This is a genomic window from Streptomyces sp. NPDC001515 (assembly GCF_053597115.1).
In genome coordinates this window covers 185,504-210,724 of sequence record NZ_JBSFHN010000009.1, presented here as the reverse complement: position 1 = coordinate 210,724, position 25,221 = coordinate 185,504, and the positions used below count along the sequence as shown (strand labels likewise).

Here is a 25,221-nt window from a genome sequence, read left to right as displayed (position 1 = left end):
CCTTCTTCTGACGCCCCGTCCGCCGCCGGGTGACGGGCCGTTCGACTCGCTCCCCCGCGCCCTCACCGCGTCCCCGGGGACCCGGCGGGAGCCGGTCCGCCGACCGATCGTTTTCCGCCGCCCGCACCTCTACACCGTCCTGTTCACCGTCCTGCTGCCGCTCGCCTCCCACCGGCTCCCCGCCCGGCCGTTCCCGCACCGCCCACGGGTCCGTCTCCGTGCCACCGCCCCGGGTCACCGCCATCCGCTCGGGTTCGGCCCTGACCGCGCGCCGGAAGGCCGACGTCCCCCGGGTCAGATCGTGGCCGACCGCCGTCGCCTCGATGTCCACGAACGTGCGCCGCTGCCCCTCCCGTTCCTCCTCACGCACCTTCAGCCTGCCGTGCACCACCAGGGGTTCGCCCACGGCGACCGAGCCGGAGAGATTCGCGGCCAGGGTCCGCCAGGCCCAGACCGTGTAGAAGCTGGTGTGGCCATCGGTCCAGAGTTGTTTCTCGCGGTCCCAGCGGCGCGGTGTCACGGCGAACCGGAATCGCGCCATTCCCCCGCTCGCGGTCTCCCGGAACTCCACACCCGTCGCCGCGTTTCCCACCAGCGTCACCAAGGTCTCGTTCATGACTCCGCCTCCCCTTCGGTCCGGATTCCGTGACCGCGCTCCTACGCGCCGTCACTGGTCCCATCGTGAAGGGGAGGCGGAATTCCCGCTGAGCCCTGTGGACTATCGCCCCGTTGTGGAAAACTCCGTCACCGCCACGAAGCGCTCGCGCACTTCCCGGTAACGCGCCAACTCGGCCGACACCGGGTCGAGTACCTTGGCCCGCCCCAGCGCCGCTGCCGCCTCGCGCAACCGCCGCTCGGCCTCCTGCCCGTACCGCCGGGCCGGTCCCCGGGCCGCCGCCGCGCACGACCACTCCACCAGCGGACCGCCGATGATCCCGGCCAGCATCAGCAGCGCGGGGGTCAGCAGCCCCGGCTCCAGCACGCCGATGATCTGGCCGGCCAGCCACAGACCGCCGAAGACCTGGAGCAGCGTCATCGCCACCTGGGCCAGCACGGCGGCGGGCCACCAGGCGGGCCGGGGCGGCTTCGCACCCCCTCGCCCGGCCTCCCCGCGCCCGGCCTCTCGACGTCCGGCCTCGCCCCGGGTCCCGTAGCCGAATCCGGTCCCTGCCTCGGCCTCGGCACCGGCTCCGGCCCCGGCTCCGGCATCCACGCCCTTGCGACGCCCCTGAGCACCGGAGCCCCTCTCGCTCCCCGCCGCGGAACCCGTACCCGTACCCGCACCCGTGCTCGCGCTCGTCGCCTCGACTCCGGCGGCCCGTCCGGCAAGGGCGTCAAGCGCCTCGGGGAGGTCGCGCGCGCCGTGCACGGCGGCCTCGCGGACGGCCTGGGCCCAGGGGCCCGGCAGCCCGGCCGAGGCGTCGTCGGCCACGGTGCGGACGGCCTGCTCCACGCGTTGACGGGCCGTGAGGTGCTCCTCGGGAGGCGCGGAGACGGGGGTGGGGTCGGGGCCGCCGGGGCGGCGGGTCGATTCGTACCAGCGCCAGAGCCGCAGCCACGGTGTGCCGCAGGCGCGTCCGGCGTTGCGGCGCCAGGCGCGTTCGGCGGCCTGTCCTGCGGCGGCGGCCCCGACCGCGTCGGCCAGCCGGTCGGCGAACTCCTCCCGGGCCCGCTCCCCCAGCCCCGGCCGCCCCTCGGCGACGTACACGGGGCGGAGCCTGGCCGCGGCGGCGTCCACATCGGCGGAGAGCCGGCGGGTCGCCGCCGTACGCTCCTGGACGAACCGGCCCAGCAGGTCGCGCAGTTCGCCCACGCCGTCGCCGGTCAGGGCGGAGAGGGACAGGACGGTGGCGCCGGGGTCGCCGTGCTCGCTCACGGCCATGCCGTCCTCGTCGAGGAGGCGGCGCAGATCGTCCAGGACCTGGTCGGCGGCGTCGCCGGGGAGCCGGTCGATCTGGTTGAGGACCACGAAGGTGACCTCGGCGTGCCCGGCCAGCGGGCGCAGATAGCGCTCGTGCAGGGCCGCGTCCGCGTACTTCTCCGGGTCCACCACCCAGATCACCGCGTCCACCAGCGCCAGCACCCGGTCCACCTGGTCGCGGTGGCCCCGGGCCGCCGAGTCGTGGTCGGGGAGGTCGACCAGGACGAGGCCCTGGAGCGCCTCGTCGGCGGCGGAGCCGGTCGTCTGCGGCCGGCGCCTGAGGCGTCCGGGGACGGCGAGGCGGTCCAGCAGCCCCGCCGCGCCGTCCGTCCAGGAGCAGGCCAGGGGCTGGGATGTGGTGGGCCTGCGCAGTCCGGTCTCGGAGATCTGGGTGCCGGCGAGGGCGTTGAAGAGGGTCGACTTGCCGCTGCCGCTCGCTCCGGCGATGGCGACGACGGTGTGGCGCGAGGAGAGCCGCTGACGGGCGGCGGCCTCGTCGAGCACCCGTCCGGCCTCGGCGAGGTCCGACCGGTCCAGCCGGGCCCGCGAGAGGCCCACGAGTTCGCGCAGGGCGTCCAGACGGGGGCTGAGCGGGCTGCCGGACGGTACGTACGCCTCGACCTGGGGCCGCACCTCGTCCTCCGGCGGCACCGCGGGGTCCTCGGGCGGCGGTGTCCCCGCGGCGGCCGAGGCGCGGCGGGCGATGAGCCCGTCGTCCCAGCCCTCTCCGGCCCGCACGGCACTCCGCCCGGGGTCCCCGGCATCCGCACCCGTACCCGCACCGGGCGGGGGCGGGGGCGTGGGTGCCTGGGGGGTGGCGCCCCCGCCGTGTCCGGGGCCTTCGTCAGTGACGGCAGTCATCGCTGCCACCTCTCCTTCTGCAGTACGGACAGGGCGGCGATCAGTTCGGCCTGCGGCTCCGGGGCCACGTCGAGGCGGTCCAAGGGGGCGAGCCGGCGGTCGCGTTCGCCGTCGAGCACCTGGTCGAGGTAGCTGGTGAGCAGCGCCCCTCCCTTGTCGCGCAGGCGCAGGGCGCCCTGGGCGCCGATGCGTTCGGCCAGTTGCTCCCCGGCGGTACGGGCACGGCGTCCGCCGAGCAGCGCGGCGGCGAGCAGGGCGGCGACAGTCTCGGGGGCCGGGGCGGCGTTGCGCTCCATCAGCCGCACCTCCTCCTCGGCCAGTTCCTCCAGGACCCGGCGCCAGCGGCGTACGGTCATGGCGATCCGGCCCCGGATGTCCTCGGCCGGCCCCCAGCCGCCGTCCTCGCGGCCCGCGGACTCGAAGGCGAAGCCGCCCGAGGCGGGTTCGCGGCGCCAGGTGGCGCGGATCTGCTCGTCGGCGGCGGCCACCGCGCACTCCAGCAGCGCGGCCAGGGACTCCACGAGGGCGTCCAGGACCTCGTCGGCGGTGCTGTAGAGCGGGTAACCGCGCCAGCGGGTCCGGGCGTCCCCGGCCAGCGCGCCGCCGTTGCGCAGCCGCCGCCGGACGCGGGCGCCCTCGGTGCGGTAGGCGTCCTCGACCATGCCGGTCAGCCGTACGGCCGCCGCGTACTGCGCGGCCACCGCCCCGGCGAGCGCGGGCATCCGGACGTCGAGGGAGTCGATCATCCCGGCCGCCGTACGGCCGACGGCCTGCTGACGGGCCGCCGGGTCCTGGGCCCGGTGGGCGAGCCAGGCGCGCAGCGGGGCGACGGCGGTGGTGGGCAGCAGTCCGCTTCCGCCGCCGGCGGACTCGGGCAGTTCGGGGATGGTGAAGCGGGGCACGTCCCCGAGCCCGGCCTTGGTGAGCAGCGCGCCGTACTGGCGGGACACCTCGGCGATCACCTGGTGCGGCACCCGGTCCAGCACGGTGACGAGCGAGGCGTCGTACTCCTTCGCGGTGCGCAGCAGATGCCAGGGCACGGCGTCGGCGTACCGGGATGCCGTCGTCACCATGACCCAGACGTCGGCCGCGCAGATGAGTTCGGCGGCCAGCACCCGGTTGCGCACGACGAGCGAGTCGATGTCGGGGGCGTCCAGCAGCGCGAGCCCGCGCGGGAGCCCGGTGGCCGTCTCCATGCGCAGCGCGGTGCCCTCCTCGGCCGCGTTCCCGTCGAGTCCGTCCAGGTCGTCGCACTGCCCCGGGTCGGCGGACTCCTCCGGCGACAGCCAGACCCGGGTGAGCTGCGGCAGGACCCGGATCCCGGTGAACCAGTGCTGGTCGTCCGGGTGGCAGACGAGGACGGGCGTACGCGTGGTGGGCCGCAGCACCCCCGCCTCGCTCACCCGTCGCCCCACCAGCGAGTTGACGAGCGTCGACTTGCCCGCCCCGGTGGATCCCCCGATGACGGCCAGGAGCGGTGCCTCGGGGTCCTTGAGCCGGGGCAGCAGATAGTCGTCGAGCTGCGCCAGCAGCTCGGTCCTGGTCTGCCGGGCACGTGGCGCGCCCGGCAGCGGGAGGGGCAGACGCACGGCGGCGACACAGTCGCGCAGGGCGGAGAGTGCGTCGATGAGCTGAGGCCGTACGTCCAAGGTCACCACATGCGAAGAATGCCCAATTTTTGAGCCTTTTTGAAGCGTATGACCACCTCTGCGCGCCGGTTCCCCCGTCCGGACAGAGGGGACGAGTGGGGCGCAGGCATAACGAGTGCACAACACCCGGGGCGCGGGACGTCAAAAGCGATGCATCAATCGCACCTACCTGCGATTATCGTCTCGCTTCACCGAACCTACACATCGTGCCACGCAGGTGAAGCAACCGGGCCGAGCCCAATGGAGCCCTATCCTTGTCCCGGCAAGGTCACGGACCGCCCGGTCCCAGGGCTCCAGGCCGCCGAGGCCCACACCCGGCCCCCGTAGCTCAGTGGATAGAGCAGGTGCCTTCTAAGCACTTGGCCGCAGGTTCGAGTCCTGCCGGGGGCGCACAGAACGTTCGACCGCAGGGCCCTCCGCACCGGGGGCCTTTTCCACAGGTCGGGCGGGTACCGGTAGCGCCGCGCACACACCGGGCACGCTAGCGGGCGCCGCGTAGCGGCGGCATAAGCGGTCGCGGCCGGCCTCGCGCCACGTGCCTCATTGACGCCACACCCCTCCCCCGTCTAGCTTTCCAGCGGCGATTGAATCCTTTCATTCAAGGGGTGGGGAGCACCGCACATGCAGCGTGTCTGTTTTCTGCTGAACGTCCGCAAGGACCGGATCGAGGAGTACCGCGCGCGGCATGCCGCCGTGTGGCCGGAGATGCTGGAGGCGTTGTCGGCGGCGGGGTGGGGGAACTACTCGCTCTTCCTGCGGGAGGACGGGCTGCTCGTGGGCTACCTGGAGACGGAGGACTTCGACGCGGCGCGGGAGGCCATGGCGGGGACCGAGGTGAACGGGCGGTGGCAGCGGGAGATGGCGGAGTTCTTCGAGCAGACGGAGGCGGCGGACGAGGCGATGGTGCCGCTCTCCGAGGTGTTCCACCTGGCGTGACCCACCCCGTGTGCCGGTCTCGGTCTCGGCCTCCGTGCTCAGACCGCCAGGGCGGCCAGGACGAACGCCGCCAGGGACAGCACCGTGCGGATGCGGTGCAGGGCGTTCCAGCGGGGCTCGAAGGCGGTGCGGGCCGCCGTGTCGTCGTCGCCCTCGGAGGCGGCGAGCGCGTTGTTCAGGGGGATGTTGCCGGCGACGGTGATGAGGTGGGAGGCGACGGCGCAGGCCAGGGCGGCCAGGACGAGGGGCCAGCCGTCCTCGCCGTGTTCGGTGAAGGCGGCGACGGCGGGGAAGGCGATCACGCCGAGGAAGAGGAGCAGGAAGACGGGCCCCGGAACCTTCTCGTTGAAACGGCGCATCGCCGCCGTGAAGCCGTCGTCGGGCAGGGCGGCGAGGCCGGGCATGATCGCGACGAGGAACGTCAGCAGGAAGCCCGCGTAGAGGCCGGTCGTGATGACGGAGAGGCTGAGGAACAGGGAGTCCATGGGCCCATCATGGCCGGTCGGTTCCGGTCGCACGGGGTGAATTCGCATGCCCGTGCGACCGGTTGGGGGCGTCGGGCCGTCGCGGCCGTGCCCACGCGCCGCCCGTGCGACCGGTTGGGGGGCGCCTGTCCGTATCGCCTCCGCCCTCCCTCTCGTCCGCTCGCCCCTCCCCTCGGCTCAGTCCATCTCGCCCTCGTCCGTCCTCGGTTCCGGGACGTCCTGGCCGCCGCCCCTGAGCCGGTCCGCCTGGCCGATCATCGTGGCGAGGCGGGCCACCGCGTCGTCCTCGGTGCGGGTGGCCAGGTCCTTGGCGTGGGTGGCGAGGGTGGCCAGGGTGGGGGAGCCGGGGAGGGACTCGCCGCGCAGGGCCTCGGCGAAGTAGGCGGCGGTGGCGGTCACCTGGAGGCGGTCGCTGCCGCCGTTCCACAGGGCGCCGCGGACGCGGGAGACCTCCACGGAGCCGGTCCGCTCGTGCGGGGCGCGGGTGCGGGGGTCCAGCCAGCGCACGGTCGCGGTGGCGACGTGGCCGGAGGCGCCGTCGCGCAGCAGGACGGCGTAGAGGGCGGTCACGGTGTGGCCGGGGCCGACCTCGCCGCCGTCCACGGCGTCGTCGCGGAAGTCGTCGTCGGCCACCCGGCGGTTCTCGTAGCCGATCAGCTTGAACTTCCGCACGGTCTTCGGGTCGAAGGCGACCTGCGCCTTGGCGTCGCGGGCGGTCAGTTCGATGTGGGCGGGGAGCTGGTCGACGAAGACCTTGCGGGCCTGCTCCTCGTCGGAGATGTACGTGGTGTGGCCGTCGCCCTTGTCGGTGAGCCGTTCCATCAGCGCGTCGCCGTAGTCGCTGCCGACGCCCACGCCGAAGAGGGTGATGCCGTAGTCGCGGCGGGCCTCCCCGATGCGTTCCAGGATGGCGTCGGCGTCGGTCTCCCCGGTGTTGGCCAGGGCGTCGGAGAGCAGGACGACGCGGTTGTTGGCGCCCTCGCGGTGCCTGTCGACCGCCTCCTCGTACCCGCGCCGGACGCCCGCCTCCACGTTGGTGGAGTCGGTGGCCTCCATGGAGTCGACGGCGTCGTGGACGCGCTTGCGGTGGTCCCCGACCCGGGTCATCGGCAGGACCGTGCGCGCCTCGTCGCTGAAGGTGACCAGGGCCACCGAGTCGTCGTCGCGCAGTTCGTCGGTGAGGATGCCCAGCGAGGTCTTGACCAGGCCGAGGCGGTCGGACGAGGCCATGGAGCCGGAGATGTCCACGACGAAGGTGAGGGCGGCGGGCGGGCGCTCCGCCGTGCTGGGGGCGGCCTTGGTGGCCAGGCCCACCCGGACCAGCGACCAGTCCCCGCCCTCGCCGCCCGCACGCGCCCCGTCGACGGAGACGGTGAAACCGTTGCCGGACGGGCGGCGGTAGCCCTGGCGGAAGCTGTTGACGAACTCCTCGGGCCGGACGGTCTCCGGAGCCGGCAGCCGGCCGTCGGCCAGGGTGCGGCGGGCATAGCCGTACGAGGCGGTGTCGACGTCCAGCGCGAAGGTGGAGAGGTAGTCGGGGCGGGCGGTGGCCGTCAGCCCGTCCGGCTTCTTCCGGCCGTCCGCCTCCGCGCCCTCCTGCCGGTCCCCCGCCGTCCCGCCGCCCGGGACCGCCCCGCCGGTCGCGGCCGGGGCCGGCGCCGGTCCGCGTTTGTCGCTCGTCGCGGTGCTGCGGTCGGAGTCCGTCCCCGAGCAGCCCGTGAGCAGTACCCCGCCCGCCAGGAGCAGCCCGATCGCTCCCCGGCGCCTTCGTGTCCCGCGTTCCATTCCCCTACCCCCGGTGTCGTGGCGTCACTTCGTGAATGTGACGTGCGAACCGGGGCGGCGGACCCGCGCGTTGGTTGCGGAACGGTTGCGATGCGGCAACGGCGGTGCGCCCGGTGGCGGAAGGTCGCGTTCAGGAAACGATGTCCTTACGGCTGAACCCCCGGAAGGCGAGGGCGATCAGGATCAGGGCATAGGTCACTGATACGGCCGCGCCCTTCGCCATCCCGGCCCATTCCAGGTCCGGCTGGAGCGCGTCCGCCCAGGCGAACTGCCAGTGCGCGGGAAGGAAGTCGCGCCAGGAGCCGAGTGCGGTGACCGCGTCCAGCACATTGCCGACGATGGTCAGCCCGACCGCCCCGCCCACCGCGCCGAGCGGGGCGTCCGTCTTCGTGGACAGCCAGAACGCCAGCCCGGCGGTGACCAGTTGGGAGACGAAGACGAACGCGACGACGAGCGCGAGGCGGGGCACGGTGTCTCCGGCGGCGAGTTCGCCGCCGGTGGGCAGTTCCAGCGGGCCCCACCCGTAGGCGGCGGCCCCGGCCGCCAGCGCGACCACCGGCAGCAGCACCATCGCGGCGAGGCTGAAGCCGAGCGCCACCACGAGCTTGCTCCACAGCAGCCGGGCCCGGGGCACGGGCGCGGCCAGCAGATAGCGCAGCGAGGACCAGCTCGCCTCGGAGGCCACGGTGTCGCCGCAGAACAGCGCCACCGGCACCACCAGCAGGAATCCGGCCGAGACGAACAGACAGGTCGCCGCGAAGTTCGCCGCGGACGCGGTGGCGGTGTCCATCAGCGTGATCCGGTCACCGCCCCGCCCGCCGCCGTCGGGGGTGCCCCCGATGGCGAAGGCGGCGATCAGGACGAACGGCAGCGCGGCGAGCACCCCGCCCATGATCAGCGTGCGGCGCCGGCGCAGTTGGCGCACCGCCTCGACGCGCAGCGGCAGGGTGCGCCGGGCCCGGTAGCCGGGGGCCTCCGGGAGCTCTGCGAGATCGGCTGCGGTACTCATGCGGAGCCTCCGGAGATCAGGGTGAGGAACGCGTCCTCCAGGCGGCGGTGCGGTCCGACGCCGGTCAACGGCACGTCCAGGCGGACCAGTTCGCCGACGAGCTGGGGCGTGGTGGCGCCGTCGAGGCGGACGAGCAGCCCGTGGGCGTCGTCGGTGCGCACGGCGGAGCCGATCCCCGGCAGCGCGGCGATCTTCCCGGCGAGCGGTTCACCGATCTCCTCGGCGGAGGTCACCAGCACCATGTCCCCGGAGCCGGTGATCTCGGCGACGGGACCGGCCTGGACGAGCCGGCCGCGGTCCATGACCACGAGGTGGGTGCAGGACTGTTCCACCTCGGACAGCAGATGGCTGGAGACGATGACGGTACGGCCGCCGGCCGCGTACCGGATCATCACGTCCCGCATCTCGCGGATCTGCGGCGGGTCGAGTCCGTTGGTCGGTTCGTCGAGGATCAGCAGGTCGGGCAGGCCCAGCATGGCCTGGGCGAGGGCGAGGCGCTGACGCATGCCCTGGGAGTAGGTGCGCACGGCGCGGGCCAGGGCGTCGCCCAGGCCGGCGATCTCCAGGGCCTCGTCCAGGTGCGCGTCCCCGGCGGGCCGCCCGGTGGCCTTCCAGTACAGCTCCAGGTTGGCGCGGCCGGACAGATGCGGCAGGAATCCGGCGCCCTCGACGAACGAGCCGACGCGGGAGAGCACGGGCGCGCCGGGGCGTACGGCCCGTCCGAAGACGCGGATCTCGCCCTCGTCGGGGGTGATGAGCCCCATGAGCATGCGCAGGGTGGTCGTCTTGCCGGCGCCGTTGGGGCCGAGGAGGCCGAGGACCTGCCCCTTCTCGACGCGGAAGGAGAGGTCGCGGACGGCGTACCGGTCGGTGGCGCCGGCGTACTTCTTGGACAGGCCGGTGATCACCAGCGGTACGCCGGCGAGCGCGGGGTCCGGGGCGGGTGCGGCGGTCCGGCGCCGCGCGGTCAGCAGCAGGACGGCGGCGATGAGGACGGCGGCGGCCGGCAGGCCCCAGGTCCACCAGGGCAGGGCGGCGGGGGCGGTGGTCAGCGCGGGGGCGGTGGGCAGGGTCAGCGGGCCGTCGAGGGAGGCGGTGTACGTGGTCGGCTCGGCCGGGGAGGCGTAGCCGAGGTCGGTGGCGGCGAGCACGAGGCGCAGCCGGTGGCCGGCGTCGAAGGCGTGGTCCACGGCGGGCAGGGTCAGCTCGACCGGCTTGCCCTGCTGTGCGGGGGTGATGCGGTACGGGGCGACGAGCTGGGCGGGCAGTCGCTGCTGCTTGCCGTCCGGCGAGACGTCGTACACCTTGCCGAACAGCACCGCGTCGCCCTGCTCCGCCGTCACGGTGACGCGCACGGTCGGCGCGCCGGTGACGCGGAGCGAGGCGGGCAGCGGGGCGGAGTCGAAGCGGGCGTACTGGCCGGGGAAGTCGAGGGAGAGGCCGACGCCGAGCGTGGAGAGCTGCGCGAGTCCCCCGCCGAGCCCCGGCACGGCGGAGATCGCGGGCGGGTTCGCCCCGGCCGGGTTGTGGAACTGCTGGGTCCGTCCGCGCAGTTCGACGGCGTGCGGGCCGCTGCGCAGTCCGGGGTACGTGTCCCCGCTCGCGCCCCGGGTCTGGACGGCGCCGTCGGTGGAGTCGATGCCTCCGGTGCGAGTGACGCGGAAGGCGGGGCCGGTGGAGGCGGCCTCGTCCTTCTTCAGATAGCGGTCGAACCAGGCGCCGACGCGTCGTTGGACGCGGTCGGTCTCGGGGTCGCCGCCGTCGTGGCCGCCGGCGATCCAGTCGACGGCGACGGGCGCGCCGTTGGCCCGGATGGCACGGGCCATGGCGTCGGCCTGGCCGAGCGGGAAGAGGGAGTCGGTCTGGCCCTGCACGATCAGCGCGGGGACCTTGATGCGGTCGGCGACCGCGCTCGGGGACCGTGCGGCGAGCAGGTCGCGGGCAGCGGCGTCCGGCTTCCCGGTGACGGCGACCCGTTCGTACATCGCGCAGAGCCGTTTCTCGAACTTCTCGCAGCCGCCGCCGCTGGTGACGAAGATGCCGGCCCAGAGCTTCTTGAACACCCCGTCGGGGAACAGGGCGTCGGCGAGGTTCCAGTAGGTGATCGCCGGGGCGATGGCGTCGACGCGCCGGTCGTACCCGGCGGCCAGCAGGGAGACGGCACCGCCGTAGGAGGCCCCGGTCACGCCGACGCGAGGGTCGCCCGCGCCGTCGAGCAGCACCTCGGGGCGTCCGGCCAGCCAGTCGATCAGCCGGGAGACGTCCCTGACCTCGCGGTCGGGCGCGTTGAGCCCGATCTCTCCGCCCGACTTCCCGAATCCGCGCGCGGACCAGGTGAGCACGGCGTACCCGTCGGCGGCCAGCCGCTCGGCCTGGGCCCGGGTCTCCTCCTTGCTGCCGCCGAAGCCGTGGCCGATGAGCACGGCCGGCCGGCGCCCGGCGCCTTCGGCGGTGAAGTACGAGGTGTCCAGGGACACCCCGTCCACGCGCATCATCCGGTCCTGGCGGTGCACGGCCGGCGCGCCGTCGTCGGCGGCGGCGGCCGTCCAGGTCCCGGCTCCGGCCAGCACGGCGAGCGCGGCGATGCCCGCGGCCCACCGGCCGCCCCGGGACCGGGGCAGCGGGCGCCGCCACCGGGAGGGTCGCGCAGTAGGAGTCTCCATGCGTCGAGCCTATGCGGCCCGCCACCCCGCCCACGCGGTCCGCCGGGCGGAACTCCCCGGCCTCCTCAGGGCGTACGGGACGCCGCCGCGTACTGCGCCCGCGGTACGCGGGAGCGCGGGCCGGGCGGGGCGGGGCGCATCGGACGGCGCGGGGCGGGCCTGGCGGCGCGGGCCGAGCGGGGCGGGACGGGCCGGTCGGTACGGCGGGGCCCGTCCGGGCGCGGCTCAGTGCTTGAGGCTGGTCATGAGGTCGCGCATGTCGCTGATCAGGGCGGACTGGTAGGCGGTCAGGGACGGTTCGGCCGCCTCGTCGTCACCGTCGTCGTCGACGGCGACCGATGCCTCGGCGGTGTCGCCGGCGTACACGAAGAAGGACGAGAGCCGCAGGGTGAGGACCGCGCCGCCGTCCAGGACCCGCAGCTCCGTGTCCCCGTCCGGCAGCGTCAGCAGATACGCCTTCTCGCCGAGGTCCGGGACGATCTCCACCTCGGTGCCGGGTTCGACGCCCAGCCCGGTCGCGTTGCGCTGGGCCTCGAACTCCTCGCGCGGGTCGGTCTTCTTGTGCAGGGCGATCTCCACACCCACCCCGTAGTGGTCGGCGCCGTCCCGGTCCGTCCGCCCGTCCTTCTCCCGGAGGGATATGTAGCAGTGGACGCGGTCGAGCACGGGGTGCCGCAGCATGCTCGGGCTCATGGAGCCCCCCGGCTCCCTCGGCGCGACGGCCGCCCCGATCGCCTTCAGCCGGATCCCGGGGCAGGGGTCCTTGTCCAGCCGGTACCCGTGCAGTTCGGGCGCCCGGTCCCCCGGCTGGTACGCGACCAGCACCGCGCCCCAGACGGCGGAGGCGGCCACGGCCCCGCCGAGCGCCCAGAGCCACCGCCGCCACGGGGCCCACGTGCGCCGTTCGCGTACCGGCGGCGGGGGCTGTTCGCCCAGGTCCAGTACGTCGGGCGGCGCCGGAGCCCCGAACGTCCCGTCCTCGCCGGCCATCTCCGGTTCGGAGATCATCGCGTCGCCCCCTCGGCCCGTCCGGTGTGCACGCCCCTTCGAGGGATGATCCCCCGGGCGGGCCCGCATACGCGTGCGAAGCGACATCCGAGGGGCACAGCGCCCTTGTGCGAAGCGCACGCCCGGCACTCCCGAAGACTGTCCGTGCACGCCAAGTCCCTTGCTTCACAGCCGTATTGGAATGCCCTCATGGCCACTGCCGCAGCCCCTGCCAACGCCACCGCCATCGCCACCGCTCCTGCCAACTCCACTGACCCCGCTACCGCCACTGACGGAACGACGGCCCCGCGTCCGGACCGCCCCGCGCGGTGCCTCCGCGCCGAGATCGAGGGGCTGAGGGACGAGGCGACGCGCCAACGGACACTCGCGCACCGCCGGGCGGACTTCTGGGCCAGGGCGGACATCGCCCTCGGTTTCCCCGCCGCCCTGCTGGCCGGCACGGCCGGGGCCACGGGGCTGGCCTCGGCGGACGCCCGTCTCCCCGCCGCCCTCGCCGCCCTCGCCTCCGCCGGGTTCGCGGCGGGCGCCGCCTTCCTCCACAGCGACACCCGGCGCCGCGCCAACAAGCGCGCCCGGCACGCCTGGGCCTCGGCCGAGGCCAGGGCCATGGTGGCGCTGGCCCGCGAGACCGTGTCCCACGAGGACCTCGCCGCGCTGCTGGAATGCCGTCAGGCCGCACTGGCCGCCTACGACGGCGAGGAGCCGCCGCCCGGTCCGTCGTGACGGGTGACGCGTGCGGCCGCCGCCGGCGCCGGGTACGGCGTCTCCTCCGGGAGCAGGTCCCGGGCCGCCGCCAGGTCCCCGGCACGGACGTGTCCGTGGATCTCCTTGGCCAGTGGCGTGACATCACGGATGGAGACCGTCCACTCGTCCGCGTACCGCCGCGCGGCCTCCCCCGACAGCCCGAGCTGGAGCGAGCGGTACGGCAGGCGGTCCAGGCGCAGATCGCGCTCCGGGTCCCACTGGACGCGGGCCGGGGCCGTGCGCAGGGCGCGCTGCCAGCTCGCGCGGTCGGGGTGAACGCCGCTGACGTGGTGGGAGAGTTCGGCATGGGCCAGGGCCCAGTCGAAGCCCTCGCGGGTGATCTCGACGGCCAGGACGGTCTCCTGGCCCTCCTTCTCCGCCCAGCCGCAGCGGTACATCATCCACAGGAAACTGGGCTTGATCCAGGTCATGCGGTCCCGCTTCCACGCGGCCGGGAACCGGCCGTCCCGGGCGGCGGGGAGGCCGAGGGAGGGCCTGTACGCCTGGTAGACGGTGAGGGTGGTGGCGGTGTGCAGGGCCCGGATCTGATGCTGCGGCGGCTGTGCTTCGGTCATGCGCACCATCCCAGCACCGGGGGCGGACCGGAGGCGAACGGGTTTTCGCGCCCGCCCCGTCCGGCCGGTGTCACGCCCCGCCCCCTGACATTCGTCATACGGAGTCCGGTACACCCTTCTCTGCCGGGGAGGCGGGTCCGCCCGACAGGATGGATCCATCGCAGCGGGCGCCGTGAGGGTCCCGCACCACGGGGAGGACACCGAGATGAGCAGCCCGGCCGCCGCAGTCGCCGCACCCGTCACCGCGCCCGCCGCCGTTCCGGCCGGGAAGGCCCCGCTCTCGCCGCGCACGGCGCTGCTGGACAGCCTGAAGCCGCTGCTCCTCGATGTGGCGGTGCCGCTCGCCTCGTACTACGCGCTGAAGGGGGCCGGGCTGAGCACGTTCGCGGCCCTGGCCTGGAGCAGCGCGGTGCCGGCGGCGCGCACGGTGTGGGGCGCGGTCCGGGAGCGGCGGCTGAACGCGCTGGCCGCGCTGATGGTGACGGTGAACGTGGTGAGCCTGCTGCTCGGCCTGGTGTCGGGGGACGCCCGGCTGATGCTCCTCAAGGACAGCGGGGTCAGCAGCACCATCGGTCTGGTCGTCCTGCTGAGCGTGGTGCGCGGACGGCCGATGATGACGGAGGTGATCCGGCCGTGGATCACCCGGGGCGAGGCGGCCAAGTCCGCCGCCTGGGAGCGGCTGTCGGCCGGGTCGGCCGCGTTCCGGCGGGCCGAGCGGCGGTTCTCCCTGGTGTGGGGCGCGGCCCTGCTGGCCGAGTGCGCGGTCCGGGCCGCCGGGGCGTACACCGTGCCCGTCGAGACGATGGTGTGGGCGGGCACCGTGGTCCTCGTCGTGGCGATGCTGCTCGCCTTCGTGGTCTCGGGGCGCCTCGGGGTCGGTCCGATGGAGCGGATGATCGCCGAGGAGACGGCGGCCAATTCCGGCCACTGACCGTACGACCACCCGACGGGCCCGACCGGCCCGTCCACGGAACCGTACGACCCACCCGACGGAGCCCGACAGGCCCGTCCACCGACCACCGCAGGGCCGCCCCGGGGGAGCGGCCCTGCGGTGTGTCGCGCGGAGGGCGTCGGAGGCGGGACGCTCCGCGCGGGAGGGGGTGTCAGTGGTTGCGGGGGAAGCCCAGGTCGACGCCGGCCGGGGCGTCGGCCGGGTCGGGCCAGCGGGTGGTGGTGACCTTGCCGCGGGTGTAGAAGTGCACCCCGTCGTTGCCGTAGATGTGGTGGTCGCCGAAGAGGGAGTCCTTCCAGCCGCCGAAGGAGTGGTAGCCCACCGGGACCGGGATCGGGACGTTGATGCCGACCATGCCGGCCTCGATCTCCAGCTGGAAGCGGCGGGCGGCGCCGCCGTCGCGGGTGAAGATCGCGGTGCCGTTGCCGAACGGCGAGGCGTTCATGAGGGCGACGCCCTCCTCGTACGTGTCGACGCGCAGCACGCACAGGACGGGGCCGAAGATCTCGTCCTTGTAGGCGTCGGAGTCGGTGGAGACGTGGTCGAGGAGCGAGAGGCCGATCCAGTGGCCGTTCTCGAAGCCCTCCACGGTGTGGCCGGTGCCGTCGAGGACGACCTCCGCGCCCTGGGCGGCGGCGCCGGTGACGTAGGAGGCGACCTTGTCGCGGTGGGCGGCGGTGATCAGCGGGCCCATCTCGGACGTGGGGTCGTTCCCCGGACCGATCTTGATCTTCTCGGCGCGCTCCTTGATGCGGGCGACCAGCTCGTCGCCGACGGAGCCGACCGCGACGACGGCGGAGATCGCCATGCAGCGCTCGCCGGCCGAGCCGTACGCGGCGGAGACGGCGGCGTCGGCGGCGGCGTCGAGGTCGGCGTCGGGCAGGACCAGCATGTGGTTCTTGGCGCCGCCGAGCGCCTGGACGCGCTTGCCGTTGGCGGAGGCGGTGGTGTGGATGTAGCGGGCGATCGGGGTGGAGCCGACGAAGGAGACGACGGAGACGTCCGGGTGGTTCAGCAGCCCGTCGACGGCGACCTTGTCCCCGTGCAGAACGTTCAGCACCCCGTCCGGGAGCCCGGCCTCGGAAGCCAGCTCGGCCAGGAGGTTGGCGGCCGAGGGGTCCTTCTCGCTGGGCTTGAGGACGAAGGTGTTGCCGCAGGCGATGGCGAGCGGGAACATCCACATCGGCACCATGGCCGGGAAGTTGAACGGGGTGATGCCCGCGACGACGCCGATCGGCTGGCGGATGGAGGAGACGTCGACCCGGTTGGAGACCTGGGTGGACAGCTCGCCCTTGAGCTGGGTGGTGATGCCGCAGGCCAGCTCGACGATCTCCAGACCGCGCGCGACCTCGCCCAGCGCGTCCGAGTGCACCTTGCCGTGCTCGGCGGTGATCAGGGCGGCGATCTCGTCGCGGTGCGCGTCCAGCAGGGCGCGGTAGCGGAACAGGACCGCGGTGCGGGCGGAGAGCGAGGACGTGCTCCACGTCGCGTACGCCGCCTTCGCGGCCGCCACCGCGGCGTCGACCTCCTCCGGGGAGGCGAGCGCGACCTGCGTGGTGACGGCGCCGGTCGCGGGGTCGGTGACCGGGCCGTAGGTGCCCGACGCGCCCTCGACGGTCTTTCCACCGATCCAGTGGTTGACGGTCTTCATGCTGTGACTCCTTCAGAGGTGGCGGCGTCGGTCGGCGACATGGCGTGCGTACTCTTCCCGGGCTTCTACCGCCGACGGGCGAGTGGCCGTTTCGGCTACGGGCACATCCCACCACGCCTGTGCGGGAGGGGGGCCCGACACTGTGTCTGCCGTTTCGGTCTCGACATAGACACAAGTGGGGCGGTCCGCCGCGCGGGCCGCGGCGAGCGCTTCGCGCAGTTCTCGTACGGTGCGGGCGGTCAGCACCCGCATGCCGAGGGAGGCCGCGTTCGCGGCGAGGTCGACGGGGAGCGGGTCGCCGGTGAAGCCGCCGTCGGGCGCGCGGTGGCGGTAGCCGGTGCCGAAGCCCTCGCCCCCGGTGGCGGCGGAGAGGCCGCCGATCGAGGCGTAACCATGGTTCTGCAGGACGACGAGCTTGACCGGCAGGTTCTCCTGGACGGCGGTCACGATCTCGGTGGGGTTCATCAGATACGTGCCGTCGCCGACGAGCGCCCAGACGGGGCGGCCCGGGGCGGCGAGCTGGACGCCGATCGAGGCCGGGATCTCGTAGCCCATGCAGGAGTAGCCGTACTCCACGTGGTACTGGTACGGCGCGCGGGTCCGCCAGAGCTTGTGCAGGTCGCCGGGGAGCGAACCGGCCGCGTTGATCAGAATGTCCTCCTCGGTGACGAGCGCGTCGAGCAGGCCGAGGACCTGGGTCTGGGTGGGGCGGGCGTCCGGGTCGGGTGTGGCGTACGCGGCGTCGACGCGCCGCTCCCAGCCGTCCTTGGCGTCGGTGTACTCGCTCTCGTAGGCCGGGTCGACGTGGTAGTGGCGTGCGGCCAGGGCGGCGGCGAGGGCTTCGAGGCCGGTGCGGGCGTCCGCGACGAGCGGGAGGGCGCCGAGCTTGTGGGCGTCGGAGCCGGCGATGGTGAGGTTGAGGAAGCGCACGCCGGGCGCGGCGAAGAGCGTGCCGGACGCGGTCGTGAAGTCGGTGTAGCGGGTGCCGATCCCCAGGACGAGATCGGCGGTGCGGGCGAGGTCGTCGGCGGTGGCGGTACCGGTGTGGCCGATGCCGCCGACGTCGGCGGGGTGGTCGTGGCGCAGCGCGCCCTTGCCCGCCTGGGTGGAGGCGACGGGGATGCGGGTGGCGGCGGCGAACGCGGCCAGGGTCTCCTCCGCCCCGCTGTGCCGGACCCCGCCGCCCGCGACGATCAGCGGCCGGCGGGCCGAGCGCACCGCCCGGACCGCCTGGTCGAGTTCGTGACGGTCGGGCGCCGGACGCCGTACGTGCCAGACGCGCGGCGCGAAGAACTCCACCGGCCAGTCGTACGCCTCGGCCTGGACGTCCTGCGGCAGCGCGAGCGTGACCGCGCCGGTCTCCGCCGGGTCGGAGAGGACCCGCATGGCCTGGAGCGCGGCCGGGATCAGCGCCTCGGGTCGGGTGATCCGGTCGAACCAGCGGGAGACCGGCCGCAGGCAGTCGTTGACGGACACGTCCCCCGCGTACGCCGCTTCGAGCTGCTGGAGCACCGGATCGGCGGGCCGGGTCGCGAAGGTGTCGCCGGGCAGCAGCAGCACCGGGAGGTGGTTGACGGTGGCGAGCGCGGCGCCCGTGACCAGGTTGGTGGCGCCGGGCCCGATGGAGGTGGTGACGGCGTGGGCGGTGAGCCGGCCGGACTGGCGGGCGTGGCCCACGGCGGCGTGCACCATGGCCTGTTCGTTGCGCCCCTGGAAGAAGGGCATCGCGGGCCCGGTCTCCAGGAGCGCCTGGCCGATCCCGGCGACGTTGCCGTGGCCGAAGATCCCCCAGGTGGCGCCGATCAGCCGCCGCCGGCGGCCGTCGCGCTCGGTGTATTGCCGGGTGAGGAAGGTGATCAGGGCCTGCGCGGTGGTGAGGCGGCGGGTGACAGTGCCGGTCATGCGGGGTCCCCCGTTCCCTGGGCGGCGGCGGGGGGTTCCGCTCCGCCACCGGCGGCCGGGCCTTCCGGCCGTCCGAAGAGCGGCGGCCGGGGGTCGGCCGGAGTGTCCGGCCAGGTGTCGCGGATCCAGCGGTGCTCGGGGTGGTCGCGGATCAGCCACTCCCGCTGCTCCCCCGGGCCCGCCATGACGTTGAGGTAGTAGAGGGTGCGGCCGGGCGGGGCGATGGACGGGCCGTGCCAGCCGTCGGGGATCAGGACGGCGTCCCCGGTGCGGACCTCGGCGAGGACGTCCGTACCGCCGGGGCGGGAGGGCGAGACCCGGTGGTAGCCGGCTCCGTCGCCGGCCACCTCGAAGTAGTAGATCTCCTCCAGGACGGACTCCTCGCCGGGGTGGTGCTCGTCGTGCTTGTGCGGCGGGTAGGAGGACCAGTTGCCGCCCGGGGTCAGCACCTCGACGGCGATCAGCCGGTCGCAGTCGAAGGTGTCGGCGGCGGCGAAGTTGTTGACCTGCCGGGCGCAGGTGCCCGCGCCGCGCAGCTCGACGGGTACCTCCGGCGCGGGGCCGTAGCGAGCGGGGAGTCGTCGCTCGCACTTCGCTCCTGCCAGGGCGAAGCGGCCCCCTGCGCCGGAGGCGATCTGTGCCTGGGCGTCGCGCGGTACGTACGCGAAGTCGGATACCCCGCTGAACACGCTCTTCCGGCCCAGCAGTTCAAAGATCTCATCTGCGGTGTGCACCGTACAGCCACCGGTCAACGGCAGTACGATCCACTCGCTCTCCCCGGTGACGAGTGTGTGAACTCCTCCCGGTTCCAGCTCCAGCACCCGCAGGCTCGACCGCTCCCAGCCGGCCCGTTCCGGGTCGATGTCCAGGGCGTACGGGCCGCGCGCGGCGCTGCCGGCCGGCAGATGGCGGCGCGGGGTGTCGTCGGTGTTCTCGTGCATCGTCAGTTTCCTTCCCCGCCGCTCGGATCAGGCTGGAGCGCCACCGGAACGGACGCGGTGACGGCTCCGGCGGCGAGGGCGGCGTCGACCTCGTGCGGGAACGGCATGGCGGAGGAGCAGGCGAGCCGGGAGGCGACGATGGCGCCGGCGGCGTTGGCGTACCGCACGGTTCGGGCGAGGTCCCAGCCGGCGAGGAGCCCGTGGCAGAGCGCGCCGCCGAACGCGTCGCCCGCGCCGAGCCCGTTGACCACGTCGACGGGGAGCGGCGGTACGTCGACGGCGGTGCCGTCGCGCTGGACGGCGAGGACGCCTGCGGGGCCCTGTTTGACGACGGCCAGCTCCACCCCGGCGGCGAGCAGGGCGCGGGCGGCGGCGTACGGTTCGCGCTCCCCGGTCGCGATCGCGCACTCGTCGAGGTTGCCGACGGCGACGGTGGCGTGGGCCAGTGCCTCCCGGTAGCGGGCTGCGGCGTCCGGCTGGTGGCCCTCGTGGTCCTTGTCCTTCTGCTTGCCCTCGTCCCAGAACATCGGCCGCCAGTCGAGGTCGAAGACGGTGAGCCCGGTCCGGTCGCGGGCGCGCAGGGCGGCGAGCGTGGTGGAACGGCTCGGTTCGGCGCACAGTCCGGTGCCGGTCATCCAGAACACCCGGGCGGCGCGGATCGCGTCCAGGTCGAGTTCGCCGGGGCTCAGCTCCAGGTCGGGGGCCTTGGGCAGGCGGTAGAAGTAGAGGGGGAAGTCGTCGGGCGGGAAGATCTCGCAGAAGGTGACGGGGGTGGGGTACGCGCCGTCGGCCCCCACCCAGCGCCCGTCCACCCCGAACGCGCGCAGTCGGTCGCGCAGATAGGCGCCGAAGGGGTCCTCTCCGGTGCGGGTCACGACGGCGGTGCGCCGCCCGAGCCGGGCCGCGGCGACGGCCACGTTGGCGGGCGAGCCGCCGAGGAACTTCCCGAAGGTCTCGACCCGGGCGAGCGGTACACCCGTCCGCAGGGGATAGAGGTCCACCCCGATCCGCCCCATGGTGATCACGTCGTACGGCTCAGACATCCAGGTCCCTTCGACGGCGGATTCGACGGCCGGCCCCGGCCCCGTGGCCCGGCCCCCGTCCGGACTCCTCCCCCACAACCGCACGAATGATGTGTCCGGACATCCGGACCTCTGCCCGCCCTCCCCCGTCCGGCGCCGCGACGCCGGGGCACCTCGATCCGCCGATGACGGCGCGCCGGCGCGAAGGGGGTGCGGGCACGGCGTTCGGCGTACGAGGTGATGCCGTGCCGCGACGGCGTGACGTGACGCCGTGACATGACGCCGTGACCTGATGGCGCTGACATGACGGTCTGCCGTGACGCCGTGACGTGACGGCGGTGCGGGGTGTTGTGCCGGGTGGGTGGAAGGCCCCGCGCGGCCACCGTCACCGCACCGCGCCCCCGCGGAGCACGCACGCGCGTCCCCGCCCACCCCACGTACAGCCCGTCCGTCCGCCCGTCCGTCCGTCCGTCCGCACGAGGAGCGACCACCGTGATCCGCATGAATCCGCCCACCCGCCGCATCGTCGGCGCCCCCGCCCTGGCCGGGCTCGTCCTGGCCGCCGCCGCCCTGCTCACCACCCCGGCGACCGCCTCCGCCCCCACCTCCGAGGGCGCCAACGTGCCCCCGCCCGGCTCCAGCCCCGTCTGCGCCTTCTACGACGGGGACGCGCCGACCGCCTTCGGCGACCGGGGCGACCGCGTCTCCCAGATCCAGTGCATCCTCGCCAACCGCCGCTACCTCCCCTGGCCCGCCGTCGACGGCCACTTCGGCCCCCGCACCCTCGCCGCCGTCCAACGCTTCCAGGCCGACCACCCGCCGCTCCTCCCGGACGGGATGGTGGGCCCGCGCACGTGGTGGGCGCTCTGGCACGCGTGAGTCGGTAACGGGTGTTTGGGCGGGCCTTCGCGCAAACCCTCGGGTCACCCGATTGGGTGGTAAGAGACGCCAGTCGTCCGTATCGACCGGCCCGGCTTGCGCGTCCGTGACTTCCACACGGCGGCGAACAGCGACACGGGGCGTGCGCTGCCGCTGTCGGACCGGTACTACCTCGCCGACGCGGTCTTCGTCGCCGGAGTAGAGGGAGAGGACGCCTTCATCAGACGGCTGTACGCCTCTGTGGACGCGCCCCGCTTTCTGCCGTATCTGGGGCGACGCTCGTGCCCGCCGTCGCATCCGCTGCTTCTGGAGAACAACGGCTCCCTCAGCGACCTCCCCTTGGAGGACGCGCTGCGCGAGGTGCCGTGGCAGGGGGGACGCGGCCGTCGTGCGAGCCGGACGGACGATGAACAGCCGGAGGCGGAGCTGGAGATACTGCTGGACTGTCCGCCCCAGCAGACCCCTGATCTCCAGTTCCGTGACACGCCCCTCAGCTATGACACGCGTCACCGACGGTATGCGCTGCGGGGTGTGCGAACCGGACGCGTACCGATGCCGCCTCCGCTCCACGACGCGACATCCCACTTGCGGCCGGCCCCGGCCGTGCGGCGCGAGTCGTCTGCTCCGCCCCTCACCACGGACGATCTCTAGGACCGCCGATGTATCTGACTCGCTTCCGCATCAACACGGCCCGTTCCGGTGCCCGTGCCCTGCTTTCCTCTCCCCAGCGCCTGCACGGCGCCGTCGATATGGCCTTCCTGGATCCTCCGGCCCGCGACGGCGACGGCCCGCGGGTGCTGTGGCGGCTGGACCAGGCCCCGGCCAACCGCGTCGACCTGCTCATTTCCAGTCCGGGACGCCCCGATCTCACCCACCTGGCCGAGCAGGCCGGCTGGCCCACTCTAGGTGAGCAGGGATGGACCACGTTCGCCTACGGAGAGTTCTTGGACGGGCTCGTCGCGGGTGGTACGTGGGCCTTCAGACTCACTGCCAATCCGTTGCATCACATCCGGCGCGAACAGGACCCGGCGGGTGCGCCGACCAAGCGGGCGGCTCACGTCACCGTCGGACACCAAGTGGGCTGGCTGCTCAAGCATCAGGAGCGGGCCGGTTTCGAGGTGCTTCCCCGGGAGGAACCCGCCGACGCGAGCGGCACGGCGGAAGGCGGGAAGAGCGAGGCGCTCCCGATCCAGATGCGCTATCAGCTGGTCGTCCACGAACGCACGCCAGTCCGGTTTCCTCAGCGCGCGAACCAGTCGAAGGGCCGCACCGGAGGTGGCCCCGGAGCCGCCTCCGACATCCGCTTCACCCGGGCCACCTTCGACGGACGACTGCGCATCACCGACCTCGTCGCCTTTCGTCGCACGCTCACTCACGGTCTGGGCAAGTCGAAGGCGTACGGGTGCGGCCTGATGACTCTCGCACCGGTGCGATGAGGAGGCGTCCGTGAGCACTGTCAGCAAACGCAGCCTTTCCTCTCCGCGCGAACTCGTCCGGGTCGGCGACCGGACCTCGTTCCTCTACCTGGAGCGCTGCACCGTCCACCGGGACGACAACGCCCTCACGGCCACCGACGCCGACGGGGTGACCCATGTCCCGTCGGCGACCATCGGCACACTCCTGCTGGGCCCGGGCACACGCGTGACGCATCAGGCGATGGCCCTGCTCGGAGAGAGCGGCGCCGCTGTGTGCTGGGTCGGGGAGCACGGTGTGCGCTTCTACGCCGGCGGCCGGGCCCTCACTCGTTCGTCCGGCCTGCTGGAGGCCCAGGCGAAGGCATGGGCGAACCGGCGCACCCGGGTGGAGGTGGCTCGGGAGATGTACCGCATGCGCTTCCCCGGCGAGGACACCACCGGGTGCAGCCGGGACGACCTGCTGCGCATGGAAGGGCGCCGGGTCAAGGAATGTTATCGGCGGGAGTCCGAGCGCACCGGCGTCCGCTGGGTCCGGCGCGACTACCACCACGGCGACTTCGCTGCCGGCGACGCCCCCAACCAGGGAGTCACCGCCGCCGCCCAGTGCATGTACGGGGTGGCTCACGCCGTGGTGGCGGCCTTGGGCTGCTCCCCCGGGCTCGGCTTCGTGCACTCCGGGCATGAACGGTCGTTCGTCCTCGACATCGCTGACCTCTACAAGACGGAGATCGCGATTCCGGCCGCCTTCGACGCCGCCTCGGCCGGCGACGAGGATGTCCCGACCCGCACCCGCCGAGCGCTCCGCGACCGCATCAACAAGACCGGCCTGCTGGAGCGTTGCGCACAGGACATCAAGAAGCTGCTGCGCTACGGGGGCTCCGGACAAAGCACCACCGCACCGGGAGACGCGACGGACGCGGACCAGGTCGGTCTCCAGACCGACAGCGGCCACCTCATGCCGTCCGGCCGCAACTACGGGGACGAGCCGATCTGGTGACCGTCATCGTCCTCACCAACTGCCCGGCCGGCCTCCGCGGGTTCCTCACCCGTTGGCTTCTGGAAATCTCCCCCGGCGTCTTCATCGGCTCCCCTTCCACGAGGGTCCGGGACATCCTCTGGGAAGAGGTACGCACCTACTCGGGCCAGGGCCGCGCCCTCCTCGCCCACACCACCGACAACGAACAAGGCTTCACCTTCCTCACCCACGACCACTCCTGGCACCCCACCGACCACGAAGGCATCACCCTCCTCCACCGCCCCACACACCCGGGCTCCAGCCCAGGGCCCGCTGGCGCATCCGGGGTGCCGAAGCAGCAACCGAAGCAGGGGTGGAGCAGCGCGGCGAAGCGGCGACGGTTCGGGAAGTAAGGAAGGAAGAGGGCGTAGGAAGGTGTATGACCGATAGGTCGGAGTTTGGCAAAGTGGGTAAAATCCGCGATCCCGCGAGATAAAACCGCAGGTCGGCTCCTGTGGTCCCCGCGCACGCGGGGGTGGTCCCGTGGCGGTGTACAACCTCGCTGACCACGGGTAGTGGTCCCCGCGCACGCGGGGGTGGTCCCAACAGCACGTGGTAGTGCGCGTGCCAGCCGTTGTGGTCCCCGCGCACGCGGGGGTGGTCCCTCGCCCTCACCATGTCGCACATCCCCGGGGATGTGGTCCCCGCGCACGCGGGGGTGGTCCCGTGACCGGACTCAGCCTCACCGGTACCACGTTGTGGTCCCCGCGCACGCGGGGGTGGTCCCCAGGCCGCCGCCGAGCAGCTGCGCACGCTCGGGTGGTCCCCGCGCACGCGGGGGTGGTCCCCACTCGGACGCCTATGTCGGGGATGTGCTGAGGTGGTCCCCGCGCACGCGGGGGTGGTCCCGTCGACGCCCGTGGCCGCGCCAAGGTCCAGGTCTGGTCCCCGCCACGCGGGGGTGGTCCCTCATGGTCGGCATGTTCAAGGACGGGACCGGCGTGGTCCCCGCGCACGCGGGGGTGGTCCCAGCTCCATGCACGTATCCGACGTGAGCAGGATGTGTTCCCTGCGCACGCAGGGGTGGGTCCGTCCGCGACGGATGGCTGGGCACCGTGCAGTCCGCGTTCCCCGCGCACGCAGGGGCCCCGGCGAGCCGCCCCCTCGCGCTCCGCGCCGTAGTACCGCCCACTCACGTCAGGCACTCCACCCCGCCGCATCGCGGAATGGCCGCGCCCCAGCCGCCTCGCGCAACGCGGTGCACGCACACCCCCTCGCATTCATACCCCCTAGGGGTATATAGTCGTGGGTGTGAGGGCGCACCGCCTTCACCGGAGTCCTCAGGGGCCCCTGCCGTCCCACCCCAACCGTGCTTGTCGAAGAGGAGAACACGATGACCGCCGAGACCCAGCTCCCCCAGGCGACCGGCTCCTGCTGCTCGCCCAGCGGTTCCTGCCACGGCGAGGCGAGCGCGGAGGCCGCGTCGGGCGGGGTGACCACGGTCTACCAGGTGACCGGCATGACCTGCGGGCACTGCGAGGGCGCGGTCTCCGAGGAGATCTCCGCCATCAAGGGTGTCACTTCCGTGAAGGCCGTGGCGTCGACCGGGCAGGTGACCGTGGTCTCCGAGGCCGCGCTCGACGACGAGGCCGTGCGTGCCGCCGTGGACGAGGCGGGGTACGAGCTGACCGGCCGGGCCTGAGCGCCGGGCCGGTCCCGTACGGCCGCGCGTCACCACAGCACCGCACCCACCGCGTCACCGCACCACCCCACGCCGCCGGGCCGGGCCGACCAGCAGATACTGGGAGGGCACGGCCCGGTCGGCGTTTCAGGAGTTCGGACATGCACAGCGCACCAAAGGTCCAGGT

At 73.5% G+C, this 25,221-nt stretch carries 21 protein-coding genes, 1 tRNA gene, 1 pseudogene and 1 CRISPR repeat array; of the genes and pseudogenes, 10 read left to right on the top strand and 13 right to left on the bottom strand.

Annotated features, from left to right (window positions below):
• Positions 1 to 250: 250 nt before the first annotated feature.
• From ACWCXC_RS12915 to ACWCXC_RS12905, 3 genes and pseudogenes are all read right to left on the bottom strand, one after another.
• A pseudogene (locus ACWCXC_RS12915) lies at positions 251 to 616 on the bottom strand (single-stranded DNA-binding protein); the annotation flags it as partial.
• 102 nt (positions 617 to 718) lie between these two features.
• Positions 719 to 2,782: a GTPase gene (locus ACWCXC_RS12910; protein ID WP_450888584.1), complete on the bottom strand. Its 2,064-nt coding sequence runs from the start codon at positions 2,780 to 2,782 to the stop codon at positions 719 to 721.
• Positions 2,779 to 4,431 (bottom strand): dynamin family protein, encoded by a 1,653-nt coding sequence (locus ACWCXC_RS12905; protein WP_450888631.1) that lies wholly within the window; start codon positions 4,429 to 4,431, stop codon positions 2,779 to 2,781. The genes ACWCXC_RS12910 and ACWCXC_RS12905 overlap by 4 nt, the downstream gene beginning before the upstream one ends.
• 317 nt (positions 4,432 to 4,748) lie before the next feature.
• On the opposite strand from ACWCXC_RS12905, the gene ACWCXC_RS12900 reads away from it, so the two are divergent.
• Both ACWCXC_RS12900 and ACWCXC_RS12895 read left to right on the top strand, forming a co-directional pair.
• A tRNA-Arg gene (locus tag ACWCXC_RS12900) sits at positions 4,749 to 4,821 on the top strand.
• A gap of 231 nt (positions 4,822 to 5,052) precedes the next feature.
• Entirely contained in the window at positions 5,053 to 5,367 is a 315-nt protein-coding gene (locus ACWCXC_RS12895; RefSeq protein WP_383640173.1) for an L-rhamnose mutarotase, read from the top strand.
• 38 nt (positions 5,368 to 5,405) lie between these two features.
• On the opposite strand, the gene ACWCXC_RS12890 is transcribed toward ACWCXC_RS12895, so the two are convergent.
• From ACWCXC_RS12890 to ACWCXC_RS12870, 5 genes are all read right to left on the bottom strand, one after another.
• Positions 5,406 to 5,852, bottom strand: coding sequence for an anthrone oxygenase family protein (locus tag ACWCXC_RS12890; RefSeq protein ID WP_450888582.1), 447 nt, complete (start codon positions 5,850 to 5,852; stop codon positions 5,406 to 5,408).
• Between the two features lie 177 nt (positions 5,853 to 6,029).
• Positions 6,030 to 7,637: a YfbK domain-containing protein gene (locus ACWCXC_RS12885; RefSeq protein WP_450888580.1), complete on the bottom strand. Its 1,608-nt coding sequence runs from the start codon at positions 7,635 to 7,637 to the stop codon at positions 6,030 to 6,032.
• 130 nt (positions 7,638 to 7,767) lie between these two features.
• Positions 7,768 to 8,646, bottom strand: coding sequence for an ABC transporter permease (locus ACWCXC_RS12880; protein ID WP_450680541.1), 879 nt, complete (start codon positions 8,644 to 8,646; stop codon positions 7,768 to 7,770).
• Complete coding sequence (locus ACWCXC_RS12875) at positions 8,643 to 11,309, bottom strand: alpha/beta fold hydrolase (RefSeq protein WP_450680542.1); 2,667 nt, start codon at positions 11,307 to 11,309, stop codon at positions 8,643 to 8,645. Before ACWCXC_RS12875 ends, ACWCXC_RS12880 begins: the two co-directional genes overlap by 4 nt.
• 225 nt (positions 11,310 to 11,534) lie before the next feature.
• Positions 11,535 to 12,317 (bottom strand): hypothetical protein, encoded by a 783-nt coding sequence (locus ACWCXC_RS12870; protein ID WP_450888578.1) that lies wholly within the window; start codon positions 12,315 to 12,317, stop codon positions 11,535 to 11,537.
• Between the two features lie 189 nt (positions 12,318 to 12,506).
• Here ACWCXC_RS12870 and ACWCXC_RS12865 point away from each other — a divergent pair, with 189 nt between their 5' ends.
• On the top strand, positions 12,507 to 13,040 hold the full coding sequence (locus ACWCXC_RS12865; RefSeq protein WP_450888576.1) for a hypothetical protein: 534 nt from the start codon (positions 12,507 to 12,509) through the stop codon (positions 13,038 to 13,040).
• Here the strand turns inward: ACWCXC_RS12865 and ACWCXC_RS12860 are convergent.
• Positions 13,004 to 13,645: a DUF4291 domain-containing protein gene (locus ACWCXC_RS12860; RefSeq protein WP_450888574.1), complete on the bottom strand. Its 642-nt coding sequence runs from the start codon at positions 13,643 to 13,645 to the stop codon at positions 13,004 to 13,006. The two genes, ACWCXC_RS12865 and ACWCXC_RS12860, sit on opposite strands and share 37 nt — an antisense overlap.
• Before the next feature lie 196 nt (positions 13,646 to 13,841).
• Here ACWCXC_RS12860 and ACWCXC_RS12855 point away from each other — a divergent pair, with 196 nt between their 5' ends.
• Entirely contained in the window at positions 13,842 to 14,567 is a 726-nt protein-coding gene (locus ACWCXC_RS12855) for a VC0807 family protein (RefSeq protein ID WP_450888572.1), read from the top strand.
• Between the two features lie 172 nt (positions 14,568 to 14,739).
• Here the strand turns inward: ACWCXC_RS12855 and ACWCXC_RS12850 are convergent, their stop codons facing one another.
• From ACWCXC_RS12850 to iolC, 4 genes are read right to left on the bottom strand one after another with little or no spacing between them, the layout of a single operon-like run.
• Positions 14,740 to 16,239: a CoA-acylating methylmalonate-semialdehyde dehydrogenase gene (locus ACWCXC_RS12850; RefSeq protein ID WP_450680547.1), complete on the bottom strand. Its 1,500-nt coding sequence runs from the start codon at positions 16,237 to 16,239 to the stop codon at positions 14,740 to 14,742.
• Between the two features lie 12 nt (positions 16,240 to 16,251).
• Positions 16,252 to 18,141, bottom strand: coding sequence for a 3D-(3,5/4)-trihydroxycyclohexane-1,2-dione acylhydrolase (decyclizing) (gene iolD / locus ACWCXC_RS12845; RefSeq protein ID WP_450888570.1), 1,890 nt, complete (start codon positions 18,139 to 18,141; stop codon positions 16,252 to 16,254).
• Positions 18,138 to 19,082, bottom strand: a complete 945-nt coding sequence (iolB, locus tag ACWCXC_RS12840; RefSeq protein ID WP_450888568.1) for a 5-deoxy-glucuronate isomerase — start codon at positions 19,080 to 19,082, stop codon at positions 18,138 to 18,140. Before iolB ends, iolD begins: the two co-directional genes overlap by 4 nt.
• A 2-nt stretch (positions 19,083 to 19,084) precedes the next feature.
• Positions 19,085 to 20,125: a 5-dehydro-2-deoxygluconokinase gene (gene iolC / locus ACWCXC_RS12835; protein WP_450680549.1), complete on the bottom strand. Its 1,041-nt coding sequence runs from the start codon at positions 20,123 to 20,125 to the stop codon at positions 19,085 to 19,087.
• A gap of 480 nt (positions 20,126 to 20,605) precedes the next feature.
• Between iolC and ACWCXC_RS12830 the strand changes: the two genes are divergently transcribed.
• The 6 genes from ACWCXC_RS12830 (at position 20,606) to ACWCXC_RS12805 (ending at position 25,055) form a co-directional block, all read left to right on the top strand.
• Positions 20,606 to 20,983, top strand: coding sequence for a peptidoglycan-binding domain-containing protein (locus ACWCXC_RS12830; RefSeq protein WP_450680653.1), 378 nt, complete (start codon positions 20,606 to 20,608; stop codon positions 20,981 to 20,983).
• 81 nt (positions 20,984 to 21,064) lie between these two features.
• A complete protein-coding gene (locus tag ACWCXC_RS12825) occupies positions 21,065 to 21,634 on the top strand; it encodes a type I-E CRISPR-associated protein Cas5/CasD (RefSeq protein ID WP_450680654.1) in 570 nt (189 codons plus the stop codon).
• An 8-nt stretch (positions 21,635 to 21,642) separates the two neighbouring features.
• Positions 21,643 to 22,419 (top strand): type I-E CRISPR-associated protein Cas6/Cse3/CasE, encoded by a 777-nt coding sequence (gene cas6e, locus ACWCXC_RS12820; RefSeq protein WP_450888566.1) that lies wholly within the window; start codon positions 21,643 to 21,645, stop codon positions 22,417 to 22,419.
• A 10-nt stretch (positions 22,420 to 22,429) separates the two neighbouring features.
• Positions 22,430 to 23,395, top strand: coding sequence for a type I-E CRISPR-associated endonuclease Cas1e (cas1e, locus tag ACWCXC_RS12815; protein ID WP_450888564.1), 966 nt, complete (start codon positions 22,430 to 22,432; stop codon positions 23,393 to 23,395).
• Positions 23,392 to 23,766, top strand: coding sequence for a type I-E CRISPR-associated endoribonuclease Cas2e (gene cas2e / locus ACWCXC_RS12810; RefSeq protein WP_450888562.1), 375 nt, complete (start codon positions 23,392 to 23,394; stop codon positions 23,764 to 23,766). Before cas1e ends, cas2e begins: the two co-directional genes overlap by 4 nt.
• A gap of 101 nt (positions 23,767 to 23,867) precedes the next feature.
• Positions 23,868 to 24,262: a CRISPR direct-repeat array (repeat unit 29 nt; unit sequence GTGGTCCCCGCGCACGCGGGGGTGGTCCC).
• Positions 24,263 to 24,746: 484 nt separating this feature from the next.
• Complete coding sequence (locus ACWCXC_RS12805) at positions 24,747 to 25,055, top strand: heavy-metal-associated domain-containing protein (RefSeq protein ID WP_450680553.1); 309 nt, start codon at positions 24,747 to 24,749, stop codon at positions 25,053 to 25,055.
• Positions 25,056 to 25,221: the final 166 nt, after the last annotated feature.

What these genes read in the sequence shown, in the direction of transcription:
- ACWCXC_RS12910 (WP_450888584.1), bottom strand. Translation starts at nt 2,782, where the DNA reads ATGACTGCCGTCACTGACGAAGGCCCCGGACACGGCGGGGGCGCCACC.
- ACWCXC_RS12895 (WP_383640173.1), top strand. Translation starts at nt 5,053, where the DNA reads ATGCAGCGTGTCTGTTTTCTGCTGAACGTCCGCAAGGACCGGATCGAG.
- ACWCXC_RS12890 (WP_450888582.1), bottom strand. Translation starts at nt 5,852, where the DNA reads ATGGACTCCCTGTTCCTCAGCCTCTCCGTCATCACGACCGGCCTCTAC.
- ACWCXC_RS12885 (WP_450888580.1), bottom strand. Translation starts at nt 7,637, where the DNA reads ATGGAACGCGGGACACGAAGGCGCCGGGGAGCGATCGGGCTGCTCCTG.
- ACWCXC_RS12880 (WP_450680541.1), bottom strand. Translation starts at nt 8,646, where the DNA reads ATGAGTACCGCAGCCGATCTCGCAGAGCTCCCGGAGGCCCCCGGCTAC.
- ACWCXC_RS12875 (WP_450680542.1), bottom strand. Translation starts at nt 11,309, where the DNA reads ATGGAGACTCCTACTGCGCGACCCTCCCGGTGGCGGCGCCCGCTGCCC.
- ACWCXC_RS12870 (WP_450888578.1), bottom strand. Translation starts at nt 12,317, where the DNA reads ATGATCTCCGAACCGGAGATGGCCGGCGAGGACGGGACGTTCGGGGCT.
- ACWCXC_RS12865 (WP_450888576.1), top strand. Translation starts at nt 12,507, where the DNA reads ATGGCCACTGCCGCAGCCCCTGCCAACGCCACCGCCATCGCCACCGCT.
- ACWCXC_RS12860 (WP_450888574.1), bottom strand. Translation starts at nt 13,645, where the DNA reads ATGGTGCGCATGACCGAAGCACAGCCGCCGCAGCATCAGATCCGGGCC.
- ACWCXC_RS12855 (WP_450888572.1), top strand. Translation starts at nt 13,842, where the DNA reads ATGAGCAGCCCGGCCGCCGCAGTCGCCGCACCCGTCACCGCGCCCGCC.
- ACWCXC_RS12850 (WP_450680547.1), bottom strand. Translation starts at nt 16,239, where the DNA reads ATGAAGACCGTCAACCACTGGATCGGTGGAAAGACCGTCGAGGGCGCG.
- iolD (WP_450888570.1), bottom strand. Translation starts at nt 18,141, where the DNA reads ATGACCGGCACTGTCACCCGCCGCCTCACCACCGCGCAGGCCCTGATC.
- iolB (WP_450888568.1), bottom strand. Translation starts at nt 19,082, where the DNA reads ATGCACGAGAACACCGACGACACCCCGCGCCGCCATCTGCCGGCCGGC.
- iolC (WP_450680549.1), bottom strand. Translation starts at nt 20,125, where the DNA reads ATGTCTGAGCCGTACGACGTGATCACCATGGGGCGGATCGGGGTGGAC.
- ACWCXC_RS12830 (WP_450680653.1), top strand. Translation starts at nt 20,606, where the DNA reads ATGAATCCGCCCACCCGCCGCATCGTCGGCGCCCCCGCCCTGGCCGGG.
- cas6e (WP_450888566.1), top strand. Translation starts at nt 21,643, where the DNA reads ATGTATCTGACTCGCTTCCGCATCAACACGGCCCGTTCCGGTGCCCGT.
- ACWCXC_RS12805 (WP_450680553.1), top strand. Translation starts at nt 24,747, where the DNA reads ATGACCGCCGAGACCCAGCTCCCCCAGGCGACCGGCTCCTGCTGCTCG.